The following is a 25,873-nucleotide window of genomic DNA, read 5'->3' as shown; positions in this document are numbered from 1 at the left end:
CATGAATAGCCTGCAATGAAAAATTTGAAGTCATTGGTCAATATATGAATATTTTTATAACTTTCTGACAATAACTGTTTATATCAATGATACTGGGAGAATTAAATGGATGCAATAGTATTTGTTAATGAAGATTGCTTGATTGGCTCAATCCAACAAAAGCAATCACTTTACGATTTCCTAAGGATAAAAGGTCTTAAGACAGTTAAATTAAACCCCTGTCAGCTATATATCCATTATACGAATTTCCATGCCCTGCTTTTTGACCTTAGGAAACATTCAAAACACGTCAACATGCTTTTAATCTATTCAAATGTGTGTGCTGAAGATTTTATAAAAACCTATCCTGCTAGATGGCTGCTAATTAAAAGCTTTTTCAAAGAAGTTGTTTTTCTGCAAGATGTTTACATCCCTTCTATCCACGACAACCTTGGATAGCATGTTTGACAGGATTTCCTTTTGGATAAAAGAGGAGGGATACACAAATGCTAGGAGGGATTTCATATGGAAAAGGACCATGCAATGCACAAAGATGGCGATTTTGATGCCTCAAAAGTAGATGAAGTCGTAGACCGCATCGATCAGGATCAAATGTATGATAAACTTCAAGATTTTAACGAATTTAAAAACTATCTTGGCAAACGTGTCGAGCTTGGCAAGCGGCTCGGGATGGATGAGGAGCAGTTAGCCGTTGGGGCCCAAAAGGTCGCAAATTATCTTGCAGATAATGCCCAGCCGCAAAACCGTGAAGAAGCACTGTTATTGGAGCTTTGGAACGCCGGGAATGAAGAAGAACGCCATATGCTTGCACATATGCTTGTAAAATGGGCGGGTAATGAATAAATTAAAACACCGGCAAATATTCGCCGGTGTTTTAATTTTTATATGTTTGGGTATGGAAAACTATCAGGCCTATGCCCTTTTTTTTTTAAAAAGCAGTTCTTGCACCCAAATAACGAGGCTTCCAATAGGAGTTAGACATATCAGTAATCATTACACCTGAGGATGAAGCATGAATGAATTTATTATTTCCTAGATAAATGCCAGCATGGGAAGGGCCTGCCTTATAGGTTGTGTAGAACACGAGATCTCCCGCTTTTAAAGAAGATACTGGTTTTGTTGCATCCCAAATTGTTGCAACTGTACGCGGAATTGTAACGCCAACCTTTGCGAACACATATTTCAGATAGCCGCTGCAGTCAAATCCAGCAGGAGTATTTCCGCCCCAAAGATATGGTGAGCCAAGATGTTTTTTCGCTTCCGCGATCAATGCATCAACAGTGGATGAAGTTTGTACAGTTGCTGTTCTAACTGGAGTATATGATGCTGTTCCAGAAACCTTCAAAGTTTGCCCAACATAAATGATATCACTCGTAAGGTTGTTGAGAGATTTAATTGCGGATACAGTCGTTTTAAAATCTACCGCGATCTCTGACAATGTATCGCCTGATTTTACTGTATACGTTGATGTTGATGTTGAAGTGCTTGTAACTGTCTGTGCTGAAGCAACTGAAGCTGTACCTTCAACTTTTAATACCTGGCCAACATAGATTGTGTCACCGGAAAGGCCATTTAGAGATTTTAACTTGCTGACAGTTGTGTTATAGTCTCTCGAAATTTCCCATAATGTATCACCAGATTTAACTGTATAAGTAGCTGGAGAGGCTTTTACAGTAGTTGATTCGGGGGCTGATACTTTAAGTGATTGATTTACATAGATTGTGTCACCCGATAGTGAATTCCACTGTTTTAATTGAGAGATTGTCAGATTATAATTTTTCGAGATTTTCCAAAGGCTGTCGCCAGATTTCACTTTATATATTTCAGAAGCGCTAGCTTGTCCACTAAATGTACTAAAAAGAATTCCGGCCGCAATGGCTGAAGTTGTAAGTTGTTTTTTCATGGTGTCATCTCCTAAATTTGTTTGTATTTCCATCTTAAAGGAATTTTAAACACCAATAACACCTCTAAAATATGGTCACATAGACAAAAAAGCCCTCTACAGGAAAATATATCCCCTTATTTTACATGGAAGAATTTCCTCAAATCCCCATTAAAACTGGATTTCCCTGCTAAATCTATCACTCTCTTGAAATATTTCTGTAACCGAAATGTAATATATAAATATTGTATTCTGCTATACTGTTTTATTTTTTGGCACAGTAATGTAGAAATATCGTAACAATCCAGTTCCTTTTTCCTTGTTTTTAACTTTTATAATTAACGTATAGAACATCATGTTTATGTTGGTTACTAGAACAGATGCATGACTAAAATTCAGAGAAGCATGGTGATGATAATGCAAGGTATGGGACATCCACAAAAAATGGGGCATCCAGGCGGCCACCCACATAGAATGGGACATCCAGGCGGACATCCGCATGGGAATATGGGCCTAGGACCGAAAATGGACTATAATGAAAACCCATTTATCGTAATCTGGGAAGTTACAAGGGCTTGCCAGCTGAAATGCGTGCATTGCCGCGCTGATGCTCAATTAACGAAGGATCCACGTGAACTGAATCATGAAGAAGGAATTAATCTGATTGACCAGATTTATAACATGGGCAACCCTATGCTCGTTTTCAGCGGCGGGGATTGTATGATGCGCGAGGATCTGATGGAGCTTGCGGATTACGCTGTCAAAAAAGGTATGCGAGTTTCAATGGTACCAAGTGCTACTGACAATGTTACAAAGGAAAAAATGAAACAGGCAAAAGATGTAGGACTTTCGCGCTGGGGCTTTAGCCTTGATGCGCCAAACGCTGAAATTCATGATGCTTTCAGGGGAGTTCCTGGCTCATTCGACATGACGATTGAAAAAATTAAATACTTGAACGAGCTTGAAATGCCATTGCAAATCAATACAGTTATTTCCCGTTATAATTATGACCATCTAGAAGAAATGTCAAAGCTGGTCGCTGAATTGGGCGCAGTTATGTGGTACATCTTCCTTCTTGTACCAACTGGACGCGGCCAGGAAGACAAGTGTATTACTCCTGCTGAGCATGAAAAAGTGTTCCGCTGGCTGTATCAGCTTAGCAAAACTGCACCATATGATATTAAAACGACTGCAGCCCAGCACTACCGCAGGGTAGTTCTTCAGGAAAAAGCCCGCGATCATGTAATTGACCGCGGCGAAATTCGCTATGAAGATACAATGACCATGGACCAGGAAGGCATCATCGACGGACTGAAGCGTGCTCCTCAAGGCGTAAATGATGGAAATGGCTTTATTTTCGTCGACCATATCGGGGATGTATTGCCAAGCGGACTTCTGCCAATTGTAGTTGGAAACGTCCGTGAGCAGCCGCTTGCGACTATTTATCGAGAATCCGAAGTATTGAAAAACCTTCGCCAGCCTGATAAATACAAAGGGAAATGCGGGGTTTGTGAGTTCAATAAAATTTGCGGCGGCTCCCGCTCGAGGACATATGCAGTCACAGGTGACTATATGGAAAGCGAACCATATTGCGTATACATTCCAAAAGCAATGCGCGGCAAAGAAGCAGTAACAGTTTAATTAATCAACATGAGAAAGACAGCCTTCAAAATAGGCTGTCTTTTTTCATTATGGCTAGGGCTACTTTGGTTTGGGTAAATCCTTCTTGAATCTTGTGTGTTCGGTGTACATGTACTCTATTTTTTCGGGCCTCAGTTTGGGCACTGATAGAGCTTCTCTGTTACCTTTTACAATCCTTGGGCCGTCATTCGGGCACAGATAGAGCTCCTCTGTTACCTTTTGCAGTGCCTCCGTTCGGGCACTGATAGAGTTCGTCTTTTACCTTTTGCAGTCCTGGTGCCTCAGTTTTGGCACAGAGAACCCTCACTGTTACCGAATAAGCATCAGGTCACCGTTTTAGGTTAATTACCATCAGAGCTGAGGCACTATTTTTTCAGAAAAGTCACGATAGTCATCAAGGTAAAAGTCCGCTTCAGCAGCCCTATTCTGAAATGAAAGTGTCCGGATACCAAGAATTCGCGCTGGTTCAAGGTCAAGCGCCCTATCACCAATTGCTAGATCAATGTGATATTTGTTGTGAAGATATCGGTATGCGGCAGGATCCGGCTTCCTCGGAAAACCATCTTCTTGTCCGACAATTTCCGTAAAGTAGCCGCTAAGTCCGTAATACTCCAGGACTTTGCCGACATCCTCTTTTTCCTTATGAGTCATGATGACGTTTATTTCAGCCTTCTTTAAGACTTCTTTCACTCCAGGAAAAGGCTTGAACTTATCTATGCCAATCAGCCTGACTTCCCTTCTCATTCGGGTGCTCTCCTCATTTGACAGCTCGAAATGAGAAAAGGCATGACCAAACGAAACCTTAAGCTGGGCAAACGCCTCCTCCTCTGAAATACGATTTCCGGTAATTTCACTAAACAATTTTGTATAAGAAGGATATGTATCAAAGATTGTTCCATCAAAATCCCATAAAAAATTCATTGTATTTTTTCTCTCCTATTAGACAGTTTCCTTTTTCCTGTTAAATATCCCGATTTATGGGTATATAAATACTAAAACAGCAAAGATGGAGGTAGCCCATGCTTAAAATTGGAAAAGCAGGCATTGCCGCACTATTCCTTATTTTTAGTGTTGCTGGCTGCGGTAATGCCGAAGATCCAGCGCCGCCTGTAGTCGATGAAGAAGGCAACAAGCAAAGTGACCGTCCGACTAATAATTCAGGTGAAAATAGCCCTTACACAGATCCCGAAAAACAGGATCGGGAAGAATTTGAAGAATAAGCCATTTCAAGGGGTGAAATAATGAATAAAGACGAGAAAGCATTAACAGACAGCGACCGCCTCGATGATGAGCAAATTGCCGAAAACATGACAGATTTGGTCAGCATTATCAATGCTAAAGGTGATACAAAGAAAATCGAAAAAATTATATCAGAAAACAAAAGCAGCTCTGATGAGAAGACGAAAGATGATTAATAAGTAACTTTGTGTAGCTTCACAAAAAAATCCCGTACCTTGCTTAAGAGGAACGGGATTTTTTGATTTTTAATAAGCCTTTGCCCAGACTACCAGGTGTTCAGCCTTGTCACGGCAGCAAACACAGTTCTCAGAGACTTTTTCCTGATCAAATGGCATGCACCTTGAAGTAGCTCCTGTTTCTTCCTTGATTTTGTCCTCGCACTCTTGCTTTCCGCACCACATTGCCTTAATCATGCCTGGATTGTCCTCAAGACGTGCTTTGAATTCATCCATGGTTGTTGCAGTAGATGTTTTCTTTTCGAGCAAATCCTTCGCCCTTGTAAATAGGTTGTTCTGAATTTCATCAAGCAATGATGTTAGCTTTTCAGCCAGACCATCGAGCGGAGTGACAATTTTTTCGCCAGTATCCCTTCTCACAAGGACCACCTGATTTTTTTCTATATCACGGGGACCTGCTTCCAGCCGGATAGGAACGCCCTTCATTTCATATTCATTGAACTTCCAGCCAGGTTGTTTATCACTCGCATCAATACCAACCCTGAAAGAAGTAGATAATTTATCCTTAAGAGTGTAAGCAAAATCCAAGACACCCTCCTTATGTTGCGCAACTGGCACGATCATAATTTGGGTTGGCGCCGCTTTAGGGGGAATAACAAGTCCCCTGTCATCACCATGAACCATGATCAGCGCCCCGATTACTCTGGTGGTAAAGCCCCAAGATGTTTGATGGACATGCTGCAGCTTCCCTTCTCTATCTAAAAATTGAATGCCAAAAGCCTTTGCAAAACCATTACCTAGATGATGGGATGTCGCTGATTGCAGTGCCTTTCCATCATGCATAAGACTTTCTACAGTATATGTGAATTTAGCGCCAGCAAACTTTTCCTTCTCGGTCTTTTGTCCTTTTATAACTGGAATTGCCAGGATATTTTCAAGTACATCCGCATACACATCAAGCATCTTCTTTGTTTCTTCATGCGCATCCTCATCGGTTTCATGCGCGGTGTGCCCCTCTTGCCATAGGAACTCCAGTGTACGCAGGAACGGTCGGGTTGTTTTTTCCCACCTTACCACGTTAGCCCACTGATTATACAGCTTAGGCAAATCCCGGTAGGAATGAATGATATTTTTGTAATGCTCGCAAAAAAGAACTTCGGAAGTCGGCCTTACAACAAGACGTTCAGCCAATTGTTCAGAACCGCCGTGTGTCACCCAGGCCACTTCAGGTGCAAAGCCCTCGACATGGTCCTTTTCCTTTTGAAGCAGACTCTCTGGTATAAAAAGAGGCATATATACATTTTCATGCCCTGTGGCTTTAATGCGTGCATCCAGTGCATCCCTGATGTTTTCCCAAAGGGCATACCCGTATGGGCGAATAATCATCGATCCTCTAACTGATGAATAATCAATCAGGTCGGCTTTTGTGACAACATCGGTATACCATTGGGCAAAATCAACATCCATTGAAGTAATACTTTGGACAAATTCTTTTTTCATGTTATATCTCTCCTTTTTAAGTGGCTGCGGCCGTTTCCGATTCCATACAAAAAAGGCCATAATCCCATAAAAAGGGACCATGGCCTGGCGGTACCACCCTAATTCGCAAGGAACTCCCTGCGCACTTATCGTATAACGGAACATTCCGCCGTATCTTCGCTAATATGCCCGATACAGAACTCCGGGGCAGGTTCAAATGTGCAGCCTGGAAACCTCTCAGCAATCGGCTTCCTCTCTGGAAAGGTGCATATCCATTTTACTATTCCCCATCACAGTTTCTTTTGTTAATTTTACAAAATTATATAAAATCCCAATATGCAAAGTCAAATTTTGAACGGAAATTTTTTCTTGCCGTCTTTCCTTTTACAAAAATTCCGTTGGCAGTCATTAAATTAGTTTATACCCAAAACTCATGGGAAAATAATTAAGTGAGTTTCGAATTAATTCTAACAGTATTTTAATTATTTCTAACAGTTTTAAAATTAATTCATCGATTTTAAAAATAATTATTAAACCGCGGAATATTCAGAAAACAAGAATACATGAATCAAGTTTTTCACTAACTCGTAAACTTTGCTATGATGTTATAAAAGCATGTAGGAGAATTACTTACTTATGATACGGACAATTTCCTTTGGAGAAAACGGCATTTTACAAGAAAATGCTCCAATAAAAGCTTTATTAAATAAGAAATCTTGGTACTGGATTGATTTTAATAACCCAACGGACGATGAAGTCACCAGGCTTGCCAGCCCGCTTAATTTCCATCCCCTTGCAATTGAGGACTGCCTGCACAGAAAGCAGCGACCGAAGCTGGATTATTATGAAGGCTACACCTTTTTCGTCGCCCATTCGATTAACCAGGTAACTCTTGAAAAAGAGGAAGTCAACATTTTCCTTGCTGAAAATTATATTGTAACCTTTCATAATCATCCATCACCGGAAATTAGTGAGATATGGCGGAGGGTTCTTACATCAAAAAACCAGGATACCTATAGCCCGTCCCTCGTTCTTTATCACATTCTGGACCAATTGGTTGATAATTATTTTCCGCCCCTTTACAGGATTGAAGACCATTTGAATGATATGGATGAGGCTTATACAGGAGGTTCTACTGAAGACTTGTTAAAGGAAGTTTTTGATATCCGGAAAGACTTGCTAGTGCTGCGTCATACTGTTGCTCCCACAAGGGACTTGGTATACAGGATGCTCAACTCTCAAAAGCTTACCGAGCTTCAGCTCAAGTCTGCCTATTTCTCTGATATTCATGACCACCTGCTGAAACTGACGGATTTAGTGGACTCCAATCGGGAATTGACAAAAGATATTAGAGATAGCGTGCTGTCGATGAATTCACATGAAACTAACCGGGTGATGAAGGTTTTAACCGTAATCACAACCATTTTCATGCCACTGACTTTTATTGCCGGTATTTATGGTATGAATTTCGAGTATATGCCTGAAACTGCATGGAAGTATGGATATTTTGCATCATTAGGGGTTATGGGTTTGATCGGCTTGTCCATGTTCCTGTTTTTCTGGAGGAAGGGCTGGTTTAAATAGCTCTAATCAACTCCTTTAACTAACCACGGGTTCCCTTAAATATTTTCGTGGATTAAACTCCTCCCTCAGCTTTACGATTAATCCACCAAAAGAGGTTTCGTGGACAAATCTCTTTCCAAAGTCACACGATTAATCCACCAAAAGGGATTTCGTGGATTAATCTCTTCCCGAAGGCACAGGATTAATCCACCAAAAAGGATTTGGTGGATTAATCCCTTCCCGCAGGTCAAGATTAATCCACCATCGTTATATGGGTCGTTCTCTTTTCCATAACCCCAATTTTATGTATTTACATATAGAAAGGGCTGCCCCCATACTCGGGTGCAGCCCTCTTTTAGTGCATCCAGCTCCAGCGCTTACGCGTGCGCAAACTTCAGGCCTCCTCCCTACGATAAGTCATCATCGAATCGCTATCGCTCTTCGTGATTCCTTTATCTCAGTCGAAGTCCCTCCATTTTGTACGGCGATGACCACTAAGGAAAGCTCCTTAGAATAATCATCGCAGGGACAGGCGTTCTTAGCCTGTCACGAAGGCGCTTGCGCTTTTGTTTTTACCAGTCTTTATATTCAACTTTCCCGCCGGTCAGGTCGAGAGTGTTTCGTTCACCTTTATATAAAAGCTTGTCGCCTTCTTTAACAATGAGATTTTCATAGGTAAAAACTTCTTTTCCATTTGGAAGATAGACGATGACTTTTCGCCCGTTATCTATTTGTGGCGCCTCTATTTTTATTGTGCTTTGCGCATATTTGCTGAATCCTAACATGAGCCCTATACAGAGTAGCAAGAAAGCAAATGTCGCAATCCACTTGTACAAATTCGTTTTTTTAGGTTGTATATGGTTCATTTCGTACCTGGTCACTTTGTCTCCCCCACTATCTTTTTAATTTGAATAGGCAAAAGCTGTACCCATTCTGTATTCACATTATTACCCCTCCTGGAATAGATTTAATCAACTTTTGGAAAAAATCTGCCACCTTTTACCGTATGCCTTCCCCTTTAAAAAATTCACGGCTGACATGAAGAATATGAAATTATTTCACACTGCCTTACTGTGGATGTATAATTGTAAGGAAATATTAGACAGAGAAAGAGGCGGTTTTGATGGAAAAAGGACATACGGATGAAATTGTAACGGTTTTGACGGAACTAGTTTCTATTCCGAGCCCAACAGGCAATACAGACAAAGCAATAGCTTTTGTGGAAAAGTTCCTCGGAGATCTTGGTTTGGAAACTAACAGGAATAGAAAAGGCGGGTTAATTGCAAGTCTCAAAGGAAAAGACGACAGCAGGCATCGAATGCTGACCGCCCACCTTGATACACTAGGAGCGATGGTTAAGGAGATCAAGCCAAGCGGCCGTCTGAAGATTGATTTGATCGGCGGCTTCACTTTCAATTCAATCGAGGGCGAATACTGTACAATTGAAACAAGCTCAGGAAAAACATATACAGGAACAATCCTTATGCACCAGCAATCCGTCCATGTCTACAAAGATGCCGGCAAAGCAGAACGCAATCAGGCTAATATTGAAATCAGGATTGATGAAAAGGTACATAGCGCCGAGGAAGTACGCGCACTTGGAATTGAAGTTGGGGATTTTGTCTCGTTTGATCCACGGGTTCAGGTTACAGAATCCGGCTATGTGAAATCCCGCCATCTGGATGATAAAGCTAGTGTAGCAATCCTCCTTGAGTTAATTAAAAAGGTGAAAACAGAAGGAATTGAACTTCCTTATACCACTCATTTCCTTTTTTCAAATAACGAAGAAATTGGGTATGGCGGCAATTCAAATATTACTCCTGAGACTGTCGAGTACCTTGCTGTCGACATGGGTGCAATGGGTGATGGCCAGCAGACAGATGAATACACTGTATCCATTTGTGTGAAAGATGCAAGTGGTCCATATCATTATGGATTACGAAAAAAACTGGTCCAACTCGCTGAAGAAAACGGGATTCCATACAAACTTGATATTTACCCATATTACGGTTCTGACGCATCAGCAGCAATCAAATCCGGGCATGACATCGTCCACGGACTAGTAGGTCCTGGAATCGACTCATCACATGCATATGAGAGGACACATCGTTCTTCACTTGAACATACCTTCTCCCTTCTAGTTGAATATGTTCAGTCGGAAATGGTTTAAACATAAAAGGGGATGGCACAAATCTGTGACAGTCCCCTCTCTCTTTTCATAATTCTTTTTACAAAAAATATACTTACTACACACATTACAGTACCAGGAAGAAGGTAAATGTATGACTTCGATTCTTAAAACCTACGCATCTTCCGTCATCCTGCTTGCAGCACTGGTTATCGGGGGTATTGTCGGAGTTGTTTTCGGAACGGATGCCGCTATTGTAAAGCCGCTTGGGGACTTATTCTTAAATCTATTATTTATGATTATCGTTCCATTAGTATTCTTCAGTATTTCATCCTCAATTGCAAATATGGAAGGAATGAAACGGCTAGGCAGGATAATGGGAAGCATTTTCCTTGTGTTTTTCCTTACTGCCGCCTTATCTGCGGTAATCGGATTTATTGGAACTTCGCTTATTAATCCGCTTGAAAACACTGATGTTGCAGCAATCGAAAAAATGATGGATAAAGCCGATCCAGCTGAAGCACAGGACATTTCGCTGGCTGACCAGCTTGTTGCTACGGTTACAGTCCCTGATTTCGTAAACCTTTTTTCAAAAAGCAATATGCTGCAATTGATTGTATTCTCTGTCCTATTTGGACTGGCAACCGCAATGACAGGTGAAAAAGGCAAGCCTGTGGCTTTGTTTCTATCATCTGCTACTGAAGTTATGATGAAAGTGGTCAAGATAGTTATGTACTATGCACCGATTGGCTTGGGAGCATATTTTGCTGCAGTCATCGGAGAACTTGGCCCGCAAATACTCGAAGGCTACCTGCGGACGTTCATACTCTATCTAGGGTTAACCGTCATCTATTATTTTGGTTTTTACACATTATATGCATTCTTGGCAGCAGGCCAGGAAGGCGTTCGTACATTCTGGAAAAATGCGCTGGCTCCTTCTGTCACCGCTATTGCAACATGTTCAAGTGCCGCCAGTATCCCAATCAATCTTGAGGCCGCAAAAAAGATGGGTGTGCCCAAGGATATTGCTGAAACTGTCATCCCGTTAGGCGCCAACACCCATAAGGATGGATCTGTTTTTGGCGGTGTCCTAAAAATTGTCTTCCTGTTTGGATTGTTTGGAAAAGAGATGACCAGCGTTTCTAGTATAGCAAGCATTCTTGCCGTGGCGTTTCTCGTGGGGGCCGTGATGGGCGCCATTCCGGGAGGCGGGATGATTGGTGAAATGCTGATTATCAGTGTATTTGGCTTTCCACCAGAAGTACTGCCAATTATCGCGGTAATTTCAACAATCATTGATGCACCTGCCACACTGCTGAACTCAACTGGCAATACTGTTTGTGCCATGCTTGTTGCACGCCTAGTTGAAGGCAGGGATTGGCTAAAGAACTCCCTTGCTCCTAAAGCCGCATCATAAACTATCAAGAACGTTAAAAATGTGCTTTTTTATATATTAGTATACCGCGATGATAGGCCTCCATTGTTTGGTCCACCTCCACTCAGGGTATAGAAAGAGTAGAGCAACAAACAAAGGAGGCAAACAACTATGAACAAACATGAATCGAAAGGTGCATTCGACAAGCTAGAAGGTGAAACGAAAAGGACTCTTGGAAAACTTTCTGGAAATGAATCACTAGAAGCAGAAGGAAATTTTGACAAGGGCAAGGGCCATGCAGAGGAAAAGCTAGGCCATGCCAAGGAAAAACTCGCTAGTAAATTCAATGACCATGCAGATAGAATGAGATAACCTTTAGTTCCTTTTAATATCGTAAGAAAGCCGCCCATCTTTGAACGTTGGGCGGCTTTTTCGTTAGATTCACCTGTTTGGATTATTGCTATATCCGCTTAATCGGTGCCTTGCTTCAAGTAGTGGTGGCATATATATATCACGAAACGAAAATTGTACTTCCCTCCAAAACATCTATGAATATCAAGAATCCTTATCCATTTTCCCCCTCACTACGATATGTCAAGGTTGAATCCGGGGCCGCCGGCCGTTGTTAAAAACCTTGTGGCAAGTCATTTCATCTCAATTTTTCTCTACCACATCTTTGAATATATCAACGTTATTCACAATCCAGACACAAATTTCACTTATCGGACTGGTACGATGTTCGGTAAAGAGAGGAACAGTCCATTCTTGAACTGGCACAAAGCGCCCTTCAGCTAACCCATAGCCGCTGTCCGAATGCACAATGAGGAAATTTTCCCAACCCTATCCACTCATCTCCATCACACTCATTAAATTCCTCATATTTCTTATTATTACAGGGTTTTCCGCTAATTCCCGTTAAGAATGCGCGTTCGCTTTGTCGAAATAATTATGACAAAAGTCCTATTGTTTAACTAGTTACTCGTGCTAGTATGTGAGAAAGGGCAAATTTTACGAAAGTAAAAGACGCAAAGCCACGGGCCTAAAACAAGACATTGTCATGGCAGCCGGGTTGCAGGTACATATACAAATAAAATGATCTTTACCTGATTTGCCTTTTAAAATGGCGAAGGGGTTCTTGCACATGAAATCAATATTAGTTGCTGATCGTTCTCTCTTTATCCGAAGCGTACTTAAACAAAAGCTTCACAGAACCCAGTACAAAATCACTGGAGAGGCCGAAGATGGGAAGCAGGCAGTCCAAAAATTTTTGGCCATAAATCCTGATATCGTCATGCTTGAATTTCTCATGCCTCAAATGAACGGATACGAAACATTGAGGGAAATTGTTAGGATCAATCCGAACGCTTCGGTCTTTATGATGTCTACATTCAAGGATGACTGCCTGGTAACCCAATCACTGGAGCAAGGGGCAAAGGGATTTATCCAAAAACCCGATTTCAATGGCCTGTTGGCCACTCTTGAACAGCTTGAGATGTCAGGTCAATGTTAACTTAAAAACTTGCGACGAAAGCTGATCCCTTTCATACATAAAACGGCGGGTCCCGATGGCCCGCCGTTTTTCATATGAATCCTATTTTTCCGCAATATTGCTTCCCGGCGGCCTCTTCCCCCACTGGAGCTCCCTTATCGATAATCCGAAGGTCATTTGAAGGTGGGGATAATCCTTAAAGTTTGGCCAATCGCCGCCCCACTCAAAACCTAGCTCCTTAGCGATTGCAACAACCTCGTTCCAATCACTTCGGCCGTTGCCGTTCATGTCATATTCCATGTCCCATATGAGCCGTTCATCCTTTGTAAGGAGTGCAAAATCAACAGCCAGTCCAAAATTATGATAAGACTCGCCGGCACGGGCGTGTGTGACAATGTTTCCTTTTTCAGTTCGTCCTTGCGCGTATAGCTCTTCCTGCTCCTGATTGCTGCGAAAGCCTTCATAAATTTGAATAGTAATGCCTTTTTCGGCTGCCCGGCTAACGAGCGTGTCCGCTTTCTGTTTTACCTCAGGGTGAAGTGCTGATGGCATTGGCGCATTTTTTCCAGGATAATAAAGTCCTGGGTATCCTATTGACCTCCAGACGAGGAACAGAACGCCGGCTACAAGGAAAAGGAAGATGAGATTTTTTGTTCTTCTGTTTTTTCGTTTTCTTCTAGAATTTTTCATTTACTCTCTCCAAAAGGCAATCTATGTTGTCTTGATACCATTTTACCATTTTACCCTTTTAACCGAGAGATTCCATCACTTATGCTTGTCGAATTGATATTCTTCGAGGATTCTTTGCTCGAGCAATTGGTACCCTTTTTCATTTAAGTGAAGTTCATCACTAAAAAACGCTTCTTTTTCTTTTCCTTTAAAAAGGTCATTAGTCGGAACGTAGGCAACCTCGTCCTTTGTGTTGACAAGTTTTATCGTGGCTTTGTTCCATTCATCGATGATTTGCTCAATTTGATCCCCGCCTTCAGGATAGGGATTGTAAAGTCCAAGTACGAGCATCGGAGCATCTTTATTTGCTTTCTTAAGGATGTCAATGATCATTTCTAAATTCCGCATGTAGGTTTTGTGGTCTTCCTGAATCTTGTCAGGATGCAGTTGATTTAGATTTCCTCCATTGCTGTTAATAAAATCATTTGTTCCTATAAACAGAATAAAGTAATCGGCGTTTTTAAGGTTCGCTGCAGTTTTTGGATTGGCAATCTCTGTTAAGACCCCGCCCGATTCGCGCCCTTTTACACCATAGTTCTCGATTTTGAAGGTTTCACCTGGGTAGCGATTATTCAATTCTTTTTCAAGCTTTTCTACATACCCCTGTTCGTCCCTGTCTCCCTGGCCATAGGTTAGCGAATCGCCAAAGGCCATTATGACAGTCTCCCCTTTCCCGGCATCCCCATTATCCGCAAATGAGATATAGGCTGCCAGCCCTGCGGCTGCCAATACTGCTATTATGATGATTCCTTTTGTCCATTTCATAGATGTTCCCCCTAGTGCTTCTCTTTGATTACACTGTTTTATACCCAAATCGGCTAATCGCAATCAATTAAACTATAGATGAATTATTATTTGAATTAACTGAAATTTCTGTTTACTAAATAGTTGTCTTTGATATATGCTTAGATTGAAGGTAAGCATCTTTTACAAAAAAAAAACGACCTCATTGACTCGGCTGCCTGGATACTAGATTGGCGGCCTTTTTGTCTCCATCAAGCACAAGAAGGTGATAAAAATGTTTTACCATCTTGCAGCTGCACTGTTATTTTGGACGATAGGATTGCTAGTACCACCCCCTAGTAAAACACTGGAGATTACCATGATTCTGATGGGCTTTGTTGCCTTTCTTTTCTTTTTGCAAGAATGTTTGGTCGAAACAAGATCTAAGCTGTTAAAGGAGGCAAGGGAGTTAGAAACAAAAACAAGAGCTGAGCTTTCTTCCTTTTCCGGAAAGTTTGTTGGTATCCGTTCTCAAGACTCCCCTTTTCCTGATTCGTTTTCCTATATTGTCTTTTTTAATGGTCAAGTAAATGTCCCTCTATTTTGCAGGAACCAGGATGTCGTAAAAAAACTTGAACAGCTGGATGAAGGTACTGTCGTTATTGTATATTACTGTGACTATATCCTCTTGGACGTAGCAGAATATGAAAATGCACGAAAGTCTTATACTTGAGCATGAACTTCCTCTTTCTATCAGAATGAGAGCTAGAGATCCACATTTCTTATTATTTCAAACATATTAAGTTCTCCTTAATATCGTGTTAATAACGGCTTATGATTGGTTTTGTCTGCTACACTTAGTAAAACAACCTATTTCAACCATCTCTATATGCCAGGGGAAAAGGATATCCAATTTAAAGGGGCTGGTAAGGATGGATTACGCTGTTCTGCATCATTTAGCTGAGGAACTAAAAGAAAATCCATATGTTCAATCCAATGTGACTCATATTTTTTCATCAGGTGAAAAAGAAGTATTAACGTTACAATATTCGAAGGAAACGGAACAATTTCAGGTTCGGCTGCTCGACTTAGGTCAAATCTCTCACTTCGATAACCCTGATCAAGCTGCCGCTGCAATCATAAAAGCTCTGGAGTCTATTAAAGGTCAACCGTCTACCTGTCAATAAAATTAATACTTAAAAAACCGGGTATTTTTTAAATATTCCGGTTTTTTTCTTTGGAAATCGGGAATAAGATAAGATGTTTAAGGATGTTAGCCATGTGAGAAATACTGGCCTGCCAATGGGCCGGAGAGGAGGAATGACTCATTAAACGGTTCTATTCTATCAGAAGCAGCAATAGCCACAGCGTCCAACGGTATTCCACTGGCATTGGCTACTCATCATTCGATCATTCACGTTATTCAAACAAGGTTGTCTGTGAGCCTGCAAGTGGCGGTTACGAACGGGATAGCTACTCTTATAAGCAGGGAGCGGGAATTATTTACAAGCAACCGTTAGAACAGTTATAAAAACAAAAGCGGGCGCCCAAATTGGCGCCCTTTAATTATTTCATCCTGTCCGCTAGTCTCTCGTTATGACTCTTGAAGAAAGCCAGCAATTCATTTAACAGAAGTCCGGCCTCTTTTGTATCACCTTTTTCAACAGCTGCATGGAGGCGAGGGTACACTGCATGGCCTTTCATAGTAGTGGCGCCATTGTGCTGCATTTTCTCGTGTGCTCTTTTCAGGAATTCTTCCCTTGTAAGTTTGCCTGCTTCAAACTGCTGCCTGAGTGCTTTGATTTCTTCGATTTTAGCTTGTCTCTCTTTCTCAAAAGCTTCACGTTTTGGTGCCATCTCGGGACTCATCCATTTATCATGAAGCTGCTTTCTTTCGGCGAGAACTGTTTTCCATTCCTCAGCCTTCTCAGGTGTGTACTTTTCCGCCCAGGACTGCAATTCGACTTCTTTCACCTCAAATGGCATCCTATGCTTCCCTTGCGATCCCATTTTGCCTTCATGAGCTTCAGTTCCCTGTTCCTGAGGTGGACTTTGAATCATTGTGTTCGCTGCTGCTACCGATGGCAGAAGCAGCATCAGGGCAATAGTTCCAGCTGCCAAACGCATTCAATCATCTCCTATGTCAAAATCAATTCTACTCGGTTACTATTTCCATTTCAGAAAAAAATTATGAAAAATTCACATCTTTTTTTAAAAAGGTATTGTGTAATTTTATGAATTGTATTAATCTAGAAATATCATAAAACATGTGAAATGTTTCACAATACTAATACATCAAAGATATTGCTATTTTTTTTAATTTTTATTTGTGAATAATTTCACAACCACATTTTCCTTTGGACAGGAGCGGACTTCGGATGCAAAAACCACATATCGTTATTTTAGGAGGCGGCTATGGCGGCCTTATCACAGATAAAAAAATTGAGAAACTTCTCCGCACGGGTGAAGCAAATGTTACGCTGATCAACAAGCATGAGTACCATTATATTACGACACAGCTGCATAAAGCCGGTGTTGGTACCGCGCGTGACCGTAAACTCGCACTATCCATTCCTGAGCTAATCAATCCCGAAAAAACTCGTTTCATGACCGGTACCGTATCTTCTGTTGACCCTTCAAGTCAGAAGGTATGCCTTGAAACTGGTGAAGTTATTTCCTACGATTATCTGGTTGTTGCTCTCGGCTTTGAAGTTGCAACGTTCGGAATTCCTGGAATCAAGGAGCATGCTTTTGAAATTCGGAGCTTCCGCAGCTCTAAAGCGATTTATTACCAAATTATTAAGCAAATGAAGCTGTATAAAGAAGATCAGGATCCATCTAGGTTGACATTTGTTGTTGCAGGCGGCGGTTTCACTGGCATTGAAATGATGGGTGAACTTGGTGAAGGATTGCCGAAGCTTTGCATGGAGCATGAAGTTCCTTTTGATAAAGTTAAAATTATTGGAATTGAAGCGGCTGATTCCCTTATTCCTTTCTTTGGCAAGGAACTTGTAGAATTCACTTACAAGGTAATGGAAAAACACGATATTGAAATCCTGACTTCAACAAAGATTACTGCCCTGACGGAAGAGAAAGTAATTCTTGAAGACGGCAGGGAAATTCCTACCCGGACGCTTGTATGGTCTTGCGGAGTTAAAGCCAATACCATCCTAGAGAAGTTCAGCCTCCCGCTTGAACGGGGCAAATTGCCTGTCGAGAAGGACCTCCGTGTAAAAGGCTATAAAAATATCTTTTGTGTTGGCGACTGTGCCCTATTCATGAAGGACGAAAAAACAGCTCTTCCTCCAACTGCGCAAGTCGCAATGCAGCAGGCTGATGTCTGCGGAGAAAATATTCTGGCGGCTATCCGTGGTGGAGAATTGAAAGCTTTTGAGTATCACCACAAAGGATCTGTCGCATCAATTGGCGATTTTGCAGCTGTCGGTAAAGTTGGCCCATTAAAAATTTCCGGCTGGTTTGCAGCCATCATGAAGCGTGTAATCGAAAACCGCTACTTGTTTGTACTTGGCGGCCCTGCGCTTGTCATTAAACAAATCTTTTTCCTTAACCAGGAGCCAATTAAAAAGACTGTAAAACAAAATTATTAACAACAGGAGACGGGAATCCCCCAATTCCTCCCTCCTTGTTATATATCTTATTAAATGGGCAGCATGGCATTCCCCCCGAAACCTTCCCTTATGCCATGCTGTATCAAACTCCCTTACCCTTCCTGGCCATGGAAGGGTTTTTCGTTTGGATTGCTGGAACCCCTTGCAATTTTTTGATTGTTCTTTATCATTGAGCAGATTAGCATACGTTCTTGATGGAGAAGCCATGAAAAATTAACTGTTTTTGCCTGCTTATCTTGTAATGCTTCATAAAGCGTATTACAATCCAATTCGTGTGATTTTAAACATGAATGGAGACGACTTATTTGAACGTTAGTAACAATGAAAAACTAAGTATATATCACGGACTGGCATCAACTGTTTCAACCACAGCAGTGAATGGATACATTCCGTTATTTGCTATAAGTGTGCTTGGTGCGAGCAACGAACAAATGGGGCTGATTACTTCCCTGCCATCCATTGTCGCGATGCTAGCGCTTATCCCTGGAGCCCTTTGGCTAAACAAAGCCAAAAGCAAAAAGAATTTTTCGGTTATATCAACACTTGCAACCCGATTAATGTTTATGCTGATCCTGTTCATCCCGTTTGTTGATCAACCCTATGCCGCATGGCTGCTTGTGTTTTTAATAGCCGCGTTAAACTTTCCCGGGGCACTTTCAGGTTTATCCTGGCAAACTCTTATTGGCGATTTGATTCCTGAGAAACGGCGCGGCGATTTCTTTAGCACTCGCAACCGCTGGATTACAATTGCCGCGATGGCAGTCACGTTCGGAACCGGCTTTTTCCTTCAGCAATTTGCCAAGGATGACGCATTCCCCTATCAGGTTCTATTCGTCATTGGATTTCTGTTCGCTTTAGTTGAAGTCTATTATTTATACAAACATCAGGATTCACCTTCAGTCGTGACTAAGACAGAGAATCCGCTGCAAAAACGGAAATTTTCGATGGATGTATTTCGCCATAAACCCTTCCTGTCATTTTTGGTTTGTGCGGTGCTCTTCAATATTGGCGCTCAAATGGCCTGGTCCCTCTTCAGCATTTACCATATCAGGGATGCAGGTGCCACAGCCCTTTGGTTCAGTTTCTTTTCGGTAACAAATCAGCTTGCCCAAATTATTAGTGTGAAGTGGTGGGCAAAGGCTGCCGACAAGCATGGAAATACAATGATTTTGTTTATCGCTGCTGCTGGTATGGCAACCGCGCCAATCTTAACCATGCTGTCAACGAACTTGTTTTATCTTACTGCACTTAATTTTTGGATTGGCCTCTTTGTTTCCGGGACAAACTTACTGCTCTTCAATCAGCTGCTTAAAGCAACACCGGAAGTTAACCGAGCTGGCTATTTGGCAAATTATCAATTCATGCTGTCTATTATCGGGTTTATCGCTCCACAGTTCGGTGTGTATTTGCTGGGCCAGGTTGGCATGTTTTCTGCGATGGCAATTTGCTCAGTTATCCGCCTGATTGCAGGCTGTTCATTCCTGCTTGTAGCCCTTAAATTCGAGCGGAAGCAGAAAACAGTTGAAGTTATATAAATAGTAAAAAAGCCAGTTAGAGGAACATATCCTCTACTGGCTTTTTTTAGTAGTATATGTCTTTTGCAAAAGTAATAGTGTTTCTATCACTTCATCCATTCTAAAAACTCGAGCCGGTTACCGAACGGGTCACTTACGAAAAACCGGTTGGCCCCGGGAAGATTGTCGTCTTCTATCACTTCGATGCCCCGCCTTTTCAAGTGCTCCTTCAATTCTTCCAACTTACCGACTTCAAATGCAGGATGGGCTTTCTTTGCCGGGACAAAAGGTTCTTCTACTCCGATATGCAGCTGAATACTGCCTGATTGAAACCAGGCGCCGCCTCTCTTTTTTAGCACAGGCGGTTTATCTACTTCTGAAAACCCGAGAATCTCACTATAAAACTTGCGCGCTTCCTGCTCGCTGCCTTTAGGTGCTGCCAGCTGTATATGGTCAATTGCCTTAAATTCATATGCCACTCTCATCGCCACCCCTTCAAAACCAAGTATAGTTTGAAAAGACTCATAAGGAAATTACCATTTGTTTATTTAAGACTATAAGGAAAGCTTATTGTTAAAGAACATATCTACTTCAGCTTTGAAAATGTGGAAAAGCTCAGGAACTTCATCCGGCTCAAGACCGACAAATACGTTCGTGGCAATGCTTGTATAATACCATCGCTGCTTTTCCTTTCCCCTTTTAAAAAAGGACCATACCTCATCCCCAAATGTTTCATGGTCCCGAATGAGTGCTTTTAGGTTATCCAGCTTATCTGCCACAATCACAGCCCTGACATTGAGCGGGGCTTCGGCAACGAAGTCTATGGTATGCTGCTTCCTTTCCTCCCAGCTTAACAGCTTGTTTTCTGTATTCGCCATAACCAGATCAGTGACATCCGGACCAAATTCAGAAAGGAGTTCCTCCCTAGTAACCGCCGTATCTTCAACTGTGTCGTGCAGGTAGCCGACCATCACCACTTCATCGGAAAAGCCCGATTCGTCAAGAATGTGTCCTACAGCAACAGGATGCATAATATAGGGATACCCAGTTCCTTTCCTCGTCTGGCCTTCATGGGCCTTACTTGCGAATAGAAGAGCTTTTTCCTTCGTCATCGATTTCAACCTTTCTACATGTAATACGCGTCTACGACCATTCCGCTATTTGCATCGATAAAGATTTCTTCCCCATCGCCCTCAAATATATGTGCCAGGACGTATCCGCCAGCAAGTGGGGAATAAATCACTTGGGTTGCTTTATATTTAACCTGTTTTCCGGCGTCCTTTGTAGCAATTTGTTCCGCCTTATCCTTCTTTATTTTCTCCTCAGGCTTAAATGAGAAAAATTCGGGCCCTACCGGGATTGAACTTGCCCTTAACTCGGAAAATTCCCCAGTTTTATGATTCAATACAACCGTATTCTTCAGGTCATATTGAAAAAAGAATTCGTACCCATCCACGACAGGAATAAAGTCAAAATAGCTTTGATCCTGAATGCCATTAAATCCCTCCCGGTAATCAAGTTGGAAATCTGCATCCTCACCATATTGCCGCTCCAAAATGTCCCTCGCATTTTCTTCCAACTCATTATAATCGATACTATCCAAATTTTCCTGTACAGTTTCACTATGTGAAGAAGCATCAATGATATACCCTGTAAAACTGTTAATTTCCCCATTGATTGTAAGACCCTTATTCTCCAGTTTGAAACCGTACATGACAGGCTGGTCTATCTTTTGTTTAAGTTCAAGTTTTCCATTGTTAAAACCAAGAACATCTCTAATCCTTTTTTCAAGTTCGTCCTCGCTTAGCAACTCAGCTTCTGCTGAAGTCAGGTGATGCCGGGTATAAAAATATATGGTTTTATTGATTTTTGCTATCTCGTTTGCAAATTTTTCCACATCCACCAATTCAAGATATGAACTATAACCGTGGTGGAAAAGGCGATACTGAGCTTGAATCTCTTTATGAAGACTATCAAGATTTGTTTTAAGCTCTGCCAATGCCTGCCTATCCGTTTCATCCTGCAGGCCAAGCTCCTGCCTTTTCACGAGAGTATTGATCATTTTCTCAAGACCGCCGCTTTCTACATTTAGCCAGCTGTTCTGAAGCTTCCTCTTCTCCAGCCAATTCAAGTTTTCAGTAAAATCATTCAGTTTTTCCTGTGAATAGCTTAGCTGATAGGATGTGAAAGCATTCATCTCTTGTGGATGTTGAGCTAGGAAAGTTAGGTCTTCACTATACCGGTATACGTCATTAAAGCGGTCCGCTATTAACCGCCTATTGTCAATATAGTTATTAATGGCCGATACGAGGATGATTAACACAAGGCCGACAGCCACTATTCGCATCCAAATGAGCTTGATTTTCAGGCGGATTTTGTCATCGAGTGAATCGGGTACGTTCTCTTCCTGATAGCCACCTCCCGCAAATTCACCGGTAAAACCTGCTCCCTCTTCATAAATCCTGCTGCAGTTAGGACAACTTTCGAGATGCTTTTTGATGGCAACCCGGGTTTCCTGCTTAACTTCATTTTCCATAAATAAAGGATAAAGGTCCTCAACTACCGCGCAATCTAATTTCAATCAAGTCACCTCCCCATCATAATATAACTTCCTGAATTTCTTTTTTGCCCGGTGAAGTCCTACCTTGATGCTCCCTTCTGTCATGCCAAGAACCACAGCAATCTCGGCCACCGAAAACCCGTGAGACCGGAGTGTCAGGAGTGATCTCTCCTGCTCGGACAGCTGGAGGAGCGTTTCCCTAACCGCCATTTGCGCATCGGCGTTTTCATACCTGCCTGCTGCTTCAAGTTCAGGTTCAGCAAATGACCGCTCGTATCTCGTAGAAGCTTTTTTCGCATTGTTTAAATATGTATTGCGGGCTATCCTGAACAGCCATGTTTTAAGCGAGGCATCCCCCCGATAACTCTTCAAGCCCTTGAAAGCCTTAATGAACGTATCATGGGTCAATTCTTCGGCGACTGAACGGTTATGGCACAACGCGCAAAGGAAAGTGTATACCGGCTTTTTGTATTGTTCATAGAGCTCCTCTAACGGATCCGCCATCCTTTTCTCCCCTCTCAACGACTACAGACAAACGAGAACCAAAAAGGTTACAAGCAAACTATTATTTTTAAAAAAATGTGCAGCCCATTGCCTGGACTGCACTTCATACGATCATGGTACCCGCTGCCCAACTTCCTCAGATGCCAAAGCGAGAGCTGCTTTTGAAATCAGCTCAAAAATTGAGTAGCCCGGCATAAGGTTGAGCTCCACAAGAATTGGATTCATTTTTTCAAGAGGTGCCTGTCCTAGAATTGCTTCAAAGTCAGCTTTGTTAAAATCTACAAAACCATGACCGCTGACCCCTTGGTGACGAAGGTCGAGGAACTTGCTAAAGGCTGGATCTTTAAAGAAAAGATATACCCTCGCAAAAAATTCATCCCTTCCAGTAAGCTTTTCGATACCAATGGAGGCGCCAGGGCGAATCATGACTCCGGGGCGGCCATTAAGACGGTAAATTTCATTCTCTAGTACCCTCATATACCGATGAAAATGTTTTGAAAGCCTTTCATTTGCTGGTATCTTAAGAAAATAGGTGGCCCCTTTTCGGATTATGAACTGCTTGTGATCTTCGTATACCGCCCAATTAATATCCCATCCCAGTGCATACAGGAGCGTCTCCTCTGCAAGCCGGTAATATAGAACCACAAAATCTATTAAGTTATTATCCTTATAAAGCAGTTCCGCATAGTTGTGGAGAAAGGCAATAAATGCACGCTGGTCCCTTCTTGCCACCTTCCTGAACTCTGTTATAAAAGCAGTTTCGCTTTTTGCTTCTTTGGGATCTATTTCAGCAAGAGTTTCGCTGAGATTATTCCAGTAGCTTTCTGTTTTCAGCTCATGGGATGTAAAATCAAACTGACGCAATCCCTGTGCCAAGTCAAGCAACTGGACAATTTTACGGTTTTGGAACCGGTTTGACGCAAGTTTTTTGGCTGCCCGGAAATTTCCTGATTCAACTAGCTGATGTAAATGGTGATAAACGTTCATCTCTTTCGCTGCGTTACCATCTTTCTTTTTTGAAAAAGAAGGATTCAATGCTGTTCTGTTTGGAAACCTCTGCACTACCTTTAACGTGAGCATATAGGCAAGAACCTTGTCGGAATAAAAGTCAGTATGTATCTCAATAGTTTCAAAATTAGTTGTTATCAAATCAGCAAAGTTTTCAGTCCAGTGCCGTGCCTCGTGGACCGATTTGAATTTGGGAATAGGAATTCTGCCAGTCGTGCCAGCTTTTATCTCCGCTGGCTGCAGTAACCATGTTTCCGTGTTGCTCGCTGCGGAAGGAAGCCTGGGATTTGGATGATCACTTAAAACGATTCGTAAATTTTTCATAGCGAAACAGCACCCTTCCCGGTCAATTTCTCGCTTAACTGCAGCAAAGCCAAATTAATCTTTTCTACATTATTATCCATTTCAAGCCCGAATTCCCTTAGCATGATGTTTGAATCCATCAAGAACCTCTTCTTGGCCCGGGAAAGGGTTGTCCTCGATGTCCCGAAATACGACTGCCAGGCAACATCATTGTCAATGCCGCTCCTGCCATGGCCAATGAAACTCTGATTTCTCCCCTGCAGAAGTTTTGCGACATTCAAGCTCTTCAAGTAAAAATAAGCCCCGAAATGGCTATTAATTTCCCGCTTATCATACATTTCTTCAATTTTTTCGATCAACTGGTAAATGGATGAATAGGTCTCCTTCTTGAAGCCTAAGCCCTCTATCTGTTTATGCTCAATTAAATATAGAAGTATCGCCTCACGCGCCCGATAAAATCGAATCAGGAACGAAACCATATCATCAAGGTCCAGATACATTTCCAGATGGCGATACAACTCCATAATTCTCGCCAAATCACGAATCGCTGCATCTTTGGATAGCAAATTTTTTAATATAACGTCTGTTTCAATAAAAAGCTCAGTTTCGCCTGCAATCGACCTCGCCTCATCCAGCGCGATGCGTGCGTCCTCAAAATCGAAATTCATCCGATGAATCATCAGCCTTAACAGGGATGCCGCCGCCTGTTTTTCAACCGAATCCTCCAATTCATCAAGAAGCTCATATGCAGCCATATAGTCATGATCCATAATGAATGACTGAAATTCTCCCAGCCAATCGGAAGCAAGCGGAACGATTTCAGCTTTTTCCACCACAGCTTCCCCGTTTGCAAAAAATACTGCGGCATAACGGTTTTCAGACTGCCTAATCCCTTCCCGGAAGACCAAGTCATACAGTTTTCCATGCCCAATTCCGGGTAGTTGTGCGACTATCTCGAACGGATATCGCTTGGAAATGGTATGCACGATTCTGCTTACATCACTCGGATCCGTTCCGTTTATGCCTGCCCTTGGCGTAACAGCCTCAACTTCCCATTCATCCGGAAAAAATGGATGGATCAACTTTTCCAGCTCCTGCTGAATTTGATACATTTCAAACTGCGAAAAGCGGCTGTCGATTTCCTGCCAGACAACGATTGTACCTGACTTTTGATTAAGTAGTGACAGACATTCCACTTCTTTTTTTACTGAGTATGTAATGGTATCTGAAGATAATGACCACGGGACACGCTTTGTGTTGCCCGCTTGTTTTAATATTTTCCCGTCCAGAATCACTTGCGGAACGAGCAGTTCATCCGCCACTCCTACCAACTCCCAATGCAACACTATTTTGAAAAAATTATACCATATTAATACAGAGTGGTTTTGGAAAGGACGATAGAACTATCTTATATTTATAACTAGTTCCATCTTTCAAGAGGAGTAGGTTAATTTAATCGAGTTTGCAGCGTGGTTGGACTGCCGAACCCTCTTACTAGTAATTAAGCTTTTGAATAGTTGCTCTCTTCTCTTGGGTGTACTCAGTTTATCGGGGAGGAATAGAGTTTGTCCTGAAAAACTAAAAAACTGTCCTGAATCGTTTGGGAAATGTCCTGTATTATTCGGGAAATGTCCTTTATTTCATAAAATCTGTCCTGTATTTTTTAAAATGTGTCCTGATTCACGGACTGTAAAATTGTACGACTTTTATTAAGTCTGCTCGGTCGGGTGTACTCGGTTTAGTGAGGTGAAATAGAGTTTGTCCTGAAAAATTGAAAAACTGTCCTGAAAAGTTTGGGAAATGACCTGTATTTTTCGGGAAATGTCCTGTATTTCGTTAAATCTGTCCTGTATTTTTTAAAACGTGTCCTAAGCTTTCGTTCACGTAAGGGGTGATTGAATTAAGCTTTCTGTAGTGAAAAAAATCGACCA

27 protein-coding genes, 1 riboswitch and 1 other annotated feature are annotated in these 25,873 nt (G+C 41.9%); of the genes, 14 read left to right on the top strand and 13 right to left on the bottom strand.

Translation table 11 applies throughout. The features are described from left to right. Positions 1-105 precede the first annotated feature (105 nt). Together TY16_RS15345 and TY16_RS15340 are read left to right on the top strand one after the other, a co-directional pair. Positions 106-438 (top strand): hypothetical protein, encoded by a 333-nt coding sequence (locus TY16_RS15345; protein ID WP_043932728.1) that lies wholly within the window; start codon positions 106-108, stop codon positions 436-438. A gap of 66 nt (positions 439-504) precedes the next feature. Then, positions 505-843, top strand: coding sequence for a DUF3243 domain-containing protein (locus TY16_RS15340; protein WP_043932727.1), 339 nt, complete (start codon positions 505-507; stop codon positions 841-843). Between the two features lie 85 nt (positions 844-928). On the opposite strand, the gene TY16_RS15335 is transcribed toward TY16_RS15340, so the two are convergent. After that, the gene (locus tag TY16_RS15335) at positions 929-1,903 is read right to left on the bottom strand and encodes a C40 family peptidase (RefSeq protein ID WP_043932726.1); all 975 of its coding nucleotides are present in this window, start codon (positions 1,901-1,903) and stop codon (positions 929-931) included. 453 nt (positions 1,904-2,356) lie between these two features. On the opposite strand from TY16_RS15335, the gene TY16_RS15330 reads away from it, so the two are divergent. After that, positions 2,357-3,523 carry a TIGR04053 family radical SAM/SPASM domain-containing protein gene (locus tag TY16_RS15330; protein WP_155922344.1) on the top strand — a complete coding sequence of 389 codons (1,167 nt, stop codon included), beginning with the start codon at positions 2,357-2,359 and terminating at the stop codon, positions 3,521-3,523. A 351-nt stretch (positions 3,524-3,874) separates the two neighbouring features. Here TY16_RS15330 and TY16_RS15325 read toward each other — a convergent pair whose 3' ends face one another. Beyond that, positions 3,875-4,444, bottom strand: coding sequence for an HAD-IA family hydrolase (locus tag TY16_RS15325; RefSeq protein ID WP_043932724.1), 570 nt, complete (start codon positions 4,442-4,444; stop codon positions 3,875-3,877). Positions 4,445-4,542: 98 nt separating this feature from the next. Between TY16_RS15325 and TY16_RS15320 the strand changes: the two genes are divergently transcribed. After that, positions 4,543-4,743: a hypothetical protein gene (locus TY16_RS15320; protein ID WP_043932723.1), complete on the top strand. Its 201-nt coding sequence runs from the start codon at positions 4,543-4,545 to the stop codon at positions 4,741-4,743. A gap of 21 nt (positions 4,744-4,764) precedes the next feature. Next, positions 4,765-4,938 (top strand): hypothetical protein, encoded by a 174-nt coding sequence (locus TY16_RS26315; RefSeq protein WP_155922262.1) that lies wholly within the window; start codon positions 4,765-4,767, stop codon positions 4,936-4,938. Positions 4,939-5,007: 69 nt separating this feature from the next. Here the strand turns inward: TY16_RS26315 and proS are convergent, their stop codons facing one another. Then, complete coding sequence (proS, locus tag TY16_RS15315; RefSeq protein WP_043934772.1) at positions 5,008-6,438, bottom strand: proline--tRNA ligase; 1,431 nt, start codon at positions 6,436-6,438, stop codon at positions 5,008-5,010. 69 nt (positions 6,439-6,507) lie between these two features. After that, positions 6,508-6,720 (bottom strand) — a binding site (T-box leader). 333 nt (positions 6,721-7,053) lie between these two features. On the opposite strand from proS, the gene corA reads away from it, so the two are divergent. Next, complete coding sequence (gene corA, locus TY16_RS15305; RefSeq protein ID WP_043932721.1) at positions 7,054-8,001, top strand: magnesium/cobalt transporter CorA; 948 nt, start codon at positions 7,054-7,056, stop codon at positions 7,999-8,001. A gap of 551 nt (positions 8,002-8,552) precedes the next feature. Here corA and TY16_RS15300 read toward each other — a convergent pair. Continuing rightward, positions 8,553-8,861: a hypothetical protein gene (locus TY16_RS15300; protein ID WP_043932720.1), complete on the bottom strand. Its 309-nt coding sequence runs from the start codon at positions 8,859-8,861 to the stop codon at positions 8,553-8,555. A gap of 242 nt (positions 8,862-9,103) precedes the next feature. Between TY16_RS15300 and TY16_RS15295 the strand changes: the two genes are divergently transcribed. From TY16_RS15295 to TY16_RS15280, 4 genes are all read left to right on the top strand, one after another. Continuing rightward, positions 9,104-10,150, top strand: a complete 1,047-nt coding sequence (locus TY16_RS15295) for a M42 family metallopeptidase (RefSeq protein WP_043932719.1) — start codon at positions 9,104-9,106, stop codon at positions 10,148-10,150. Between the two features lie 112 nt (positions 10,151-10,262). Then, positions 10,263-11,525, top strand: a complete 1,263-nt coding sequence (locus TY16_RS15290; RefSeq protein ID WP_043932718.1) for a dicarboxylate/amino acid:cation symporter — start codon at positions 10,263-10,265, stop codon at positions 11,523-11,525. Between the two features lie 129 nt (positions 11,526-11,654). Next, entirely contained in the window at positions 11,655-11,855 is a 201-nt protein-coding gene (locus tag TY16_RS15285) for a CsbD family protein (protein WP_043932717.1), read from the top strand. Between the two features lie 618 nt (positions 11,856-12,473). After that, a riboswitch (cyclic di-GMP riboswitch) is annotated at positions 12,474-12,560 on the top strand. Positions 12,561-12,624: 64 nt separating this feature from the next. After that, entirely contained in the window at positions 12,625-12,993 is a 369-nt protein-coding gene (locus TY16_RS15280) for a response regulator (RefSeq protein ID WP_043932716.1), read from the top strand. A gap of 81 nt (positions 12,994-13,074) precedes the next feature. Here TY16_RS15280 and TY16_RS15275 read toward each other — a convergent pair whose 3' ends face one another. Together TY16_RS15275 and TY16_RS15270 are read right to left on the bottom strand one after the other, a co-directional pair. Further along, a complete protein-coding gene (locus TY16_RS15275; RefSeq protein ID WP_052342754.1) occupies positions 13,075-13,662 on the bottom strand; it encodes a M15 family metallopeptidase in 588 nt (195 codons plus the stop codon). 75 nt (positions 13,663-13,737) lie between these two features. Next, complete coding sequence (locus TY16_RS15270) at positions 13,738-14,466, bottom strand: GDSL-type esterase/lipase family protein (RefSeq protein ID WP_043932715.1); 729 nt, start codon at positions 14,464-14,466, stop codon at positions 13,738-13,740. A gap of 253 nt (positions 14,467-14,719) precedes the next feature. On the opposite strand from TY16_RS15270, the gene TY16_RS15265 reads away from it, so the two are divergent. Then, on the top strand, positions 14,720-15,157 hold the full coding sequence (locus TY16_RS15265) for a hypothetical protein (RefSeq protein ID WP_155922260.1): 438 nt from the start codon (positions 14,720-14,722) through the stop codon (positions 15,155-15,157). Positions 15,158-15,356: 199 nt separating this feature from the next. Continuing rightward, positions 15,357-15,611 (top strand): hypothetical protein, encoded by a 255-nt coding sequence (locus TY16_RS15260; RefSeq protein ID WP_043932713.1) that lies wholly within the window; start codon positions 15,357-15,359, stop codon positions 15,609-15,611. 379 nt (positions 15,612-15,990) lie between these two features. Here the strand turns inward: TY16_RS15260 and TY16_RS15255 are convergent, their stop codons facing one another. Beyond that, the gene (locus TY16_RS15255; RefSeq protein ID WP_043932712.1) at positions 15,991-16,551 is read right to left on the bottom strand and encodes a hypothetical protein; all 561 of its coding nucleotides are present in this window, start codon (positions 16,549-16,551) and stop codon (positions 15,991-15,993) included. A 251-nt stretch (positions 16,552-16,802) separates the two neighbouring features. On the opposite strand from TY16_RS15255, the gene TY16_RS15250 reads away from it, so the two are divergent. Both TY16_RS15250 and TY16_RS15245 read left to right on the top strand, forming a co-directional pair. Further along, entirely contained in the window at positions 16,803-18,032 is a 1,230-nt protein-coding gene (locus TY16_RS15250) for an NAD(P)/FAD-dependent oxidoreductase (protein ID WP_043932711.1), read from the top strand. Positions 18,033-18,358: 326 nt separating this feature from the next. After that, a complete protein-coding gene (locus TY16_RS15245; RefSeq protein ID WP_155922259.1) occupies positions 18,359-19,588 on the top strand; it encodes an MFS transporter in 1,230 nt (409 codons plus the stop codon). A gap of 86 nt (positions 19,589-19,674) precedes the next feature. Here TY16_RS15245 and TY16_RS15240 read toward each other — a convergent pair whose 3' ends face one another. The 6 genes from TY16_RS15240 to TY16_RS15215 all read right to left on the bottom strand — a co-directional run bounded on the left by TY16_RS15240 (position 19,675) and on the right by TY16_RS15215 (position 25,264). Beyond that, positions 19,675-20,046: a VOC family protein gene (locus tag TY16_RS15240; RefSeq protein WP_043932709.1), complete on the bottom strand. Its 372-nt coding sequence runs from the start codon at positions 20,044-20,046 to the stop codon at positions 19,675-19,677. 75 nt (positions 20,047-20,121) lie between these two features. After that, on the bottom strand, positions 20,122-20,679 hold the full coding sequence (locus TY16_RS15235; protein ID WP_043932708.1) for an HD domain-containing protein: 558 nt from the start codon (positions 20,677-20,679) through the stop codon (positions 20,122-20,124). Positions 20,680-20,693: 14 nt separating this feature from the next. Then, positions 20,694-22,148, bottom strand: coding sequence for a zf-HC2 domain-containing protein (locus tag TY16_RS15230; RefSeq protein WP_043932707.1), 1,455 nt, complete (start codon positions 22,146-22,148; stop codon positions 20,694-20,696). After that, complete coding sequence (locus tag TY16_RS15225) at positions 22,149-22,631, bottom strand: RNA polymerase sigma factor (protein ID WP_043932706.1); 483 nt, start codon at positions 22,629-22,631, stop codon at positions 22,149-22,151. A gap of 111 nt (positions 22,632-22,742) precedes the next feature. Continuing rightward, positions 22,743-23,963, bottom strand: a complete 1,221-nt coding sequence (locus TY16_RS15220; protein WP_043932705.1) for a hypothetical protein — start codon at positions 23,961-23,963, stop codon at positions 22,743-22,745. Then, positions 23,960-25,264, bottom strand: a complete 1,305-nt coding sequence (locus TY16_RS15215; RefSeq protein ID WP_043932704.1) for a hypothetical protein — start codon at positions 25,262-25,264, stop codon at positions 23,960-23,962. The genes TY16_RS15220 and TY16_RS15215 overlap by 4 nt, the downstream gene beginning before the upstream one ends. Positions 25,265-25,873 lie beyond the last annotated feature (609 nt).

This window comes from Bacillus sp. EB01 (assembly GCF_000613125.1).
GTDB lineage: Bacteria > Bacillota > Bacilli > Bacillales > Cytobacillaceae > Bacillus_D.
This window is presented reverse-complemented; position numbering and strand designations above follow the sequence as displayed.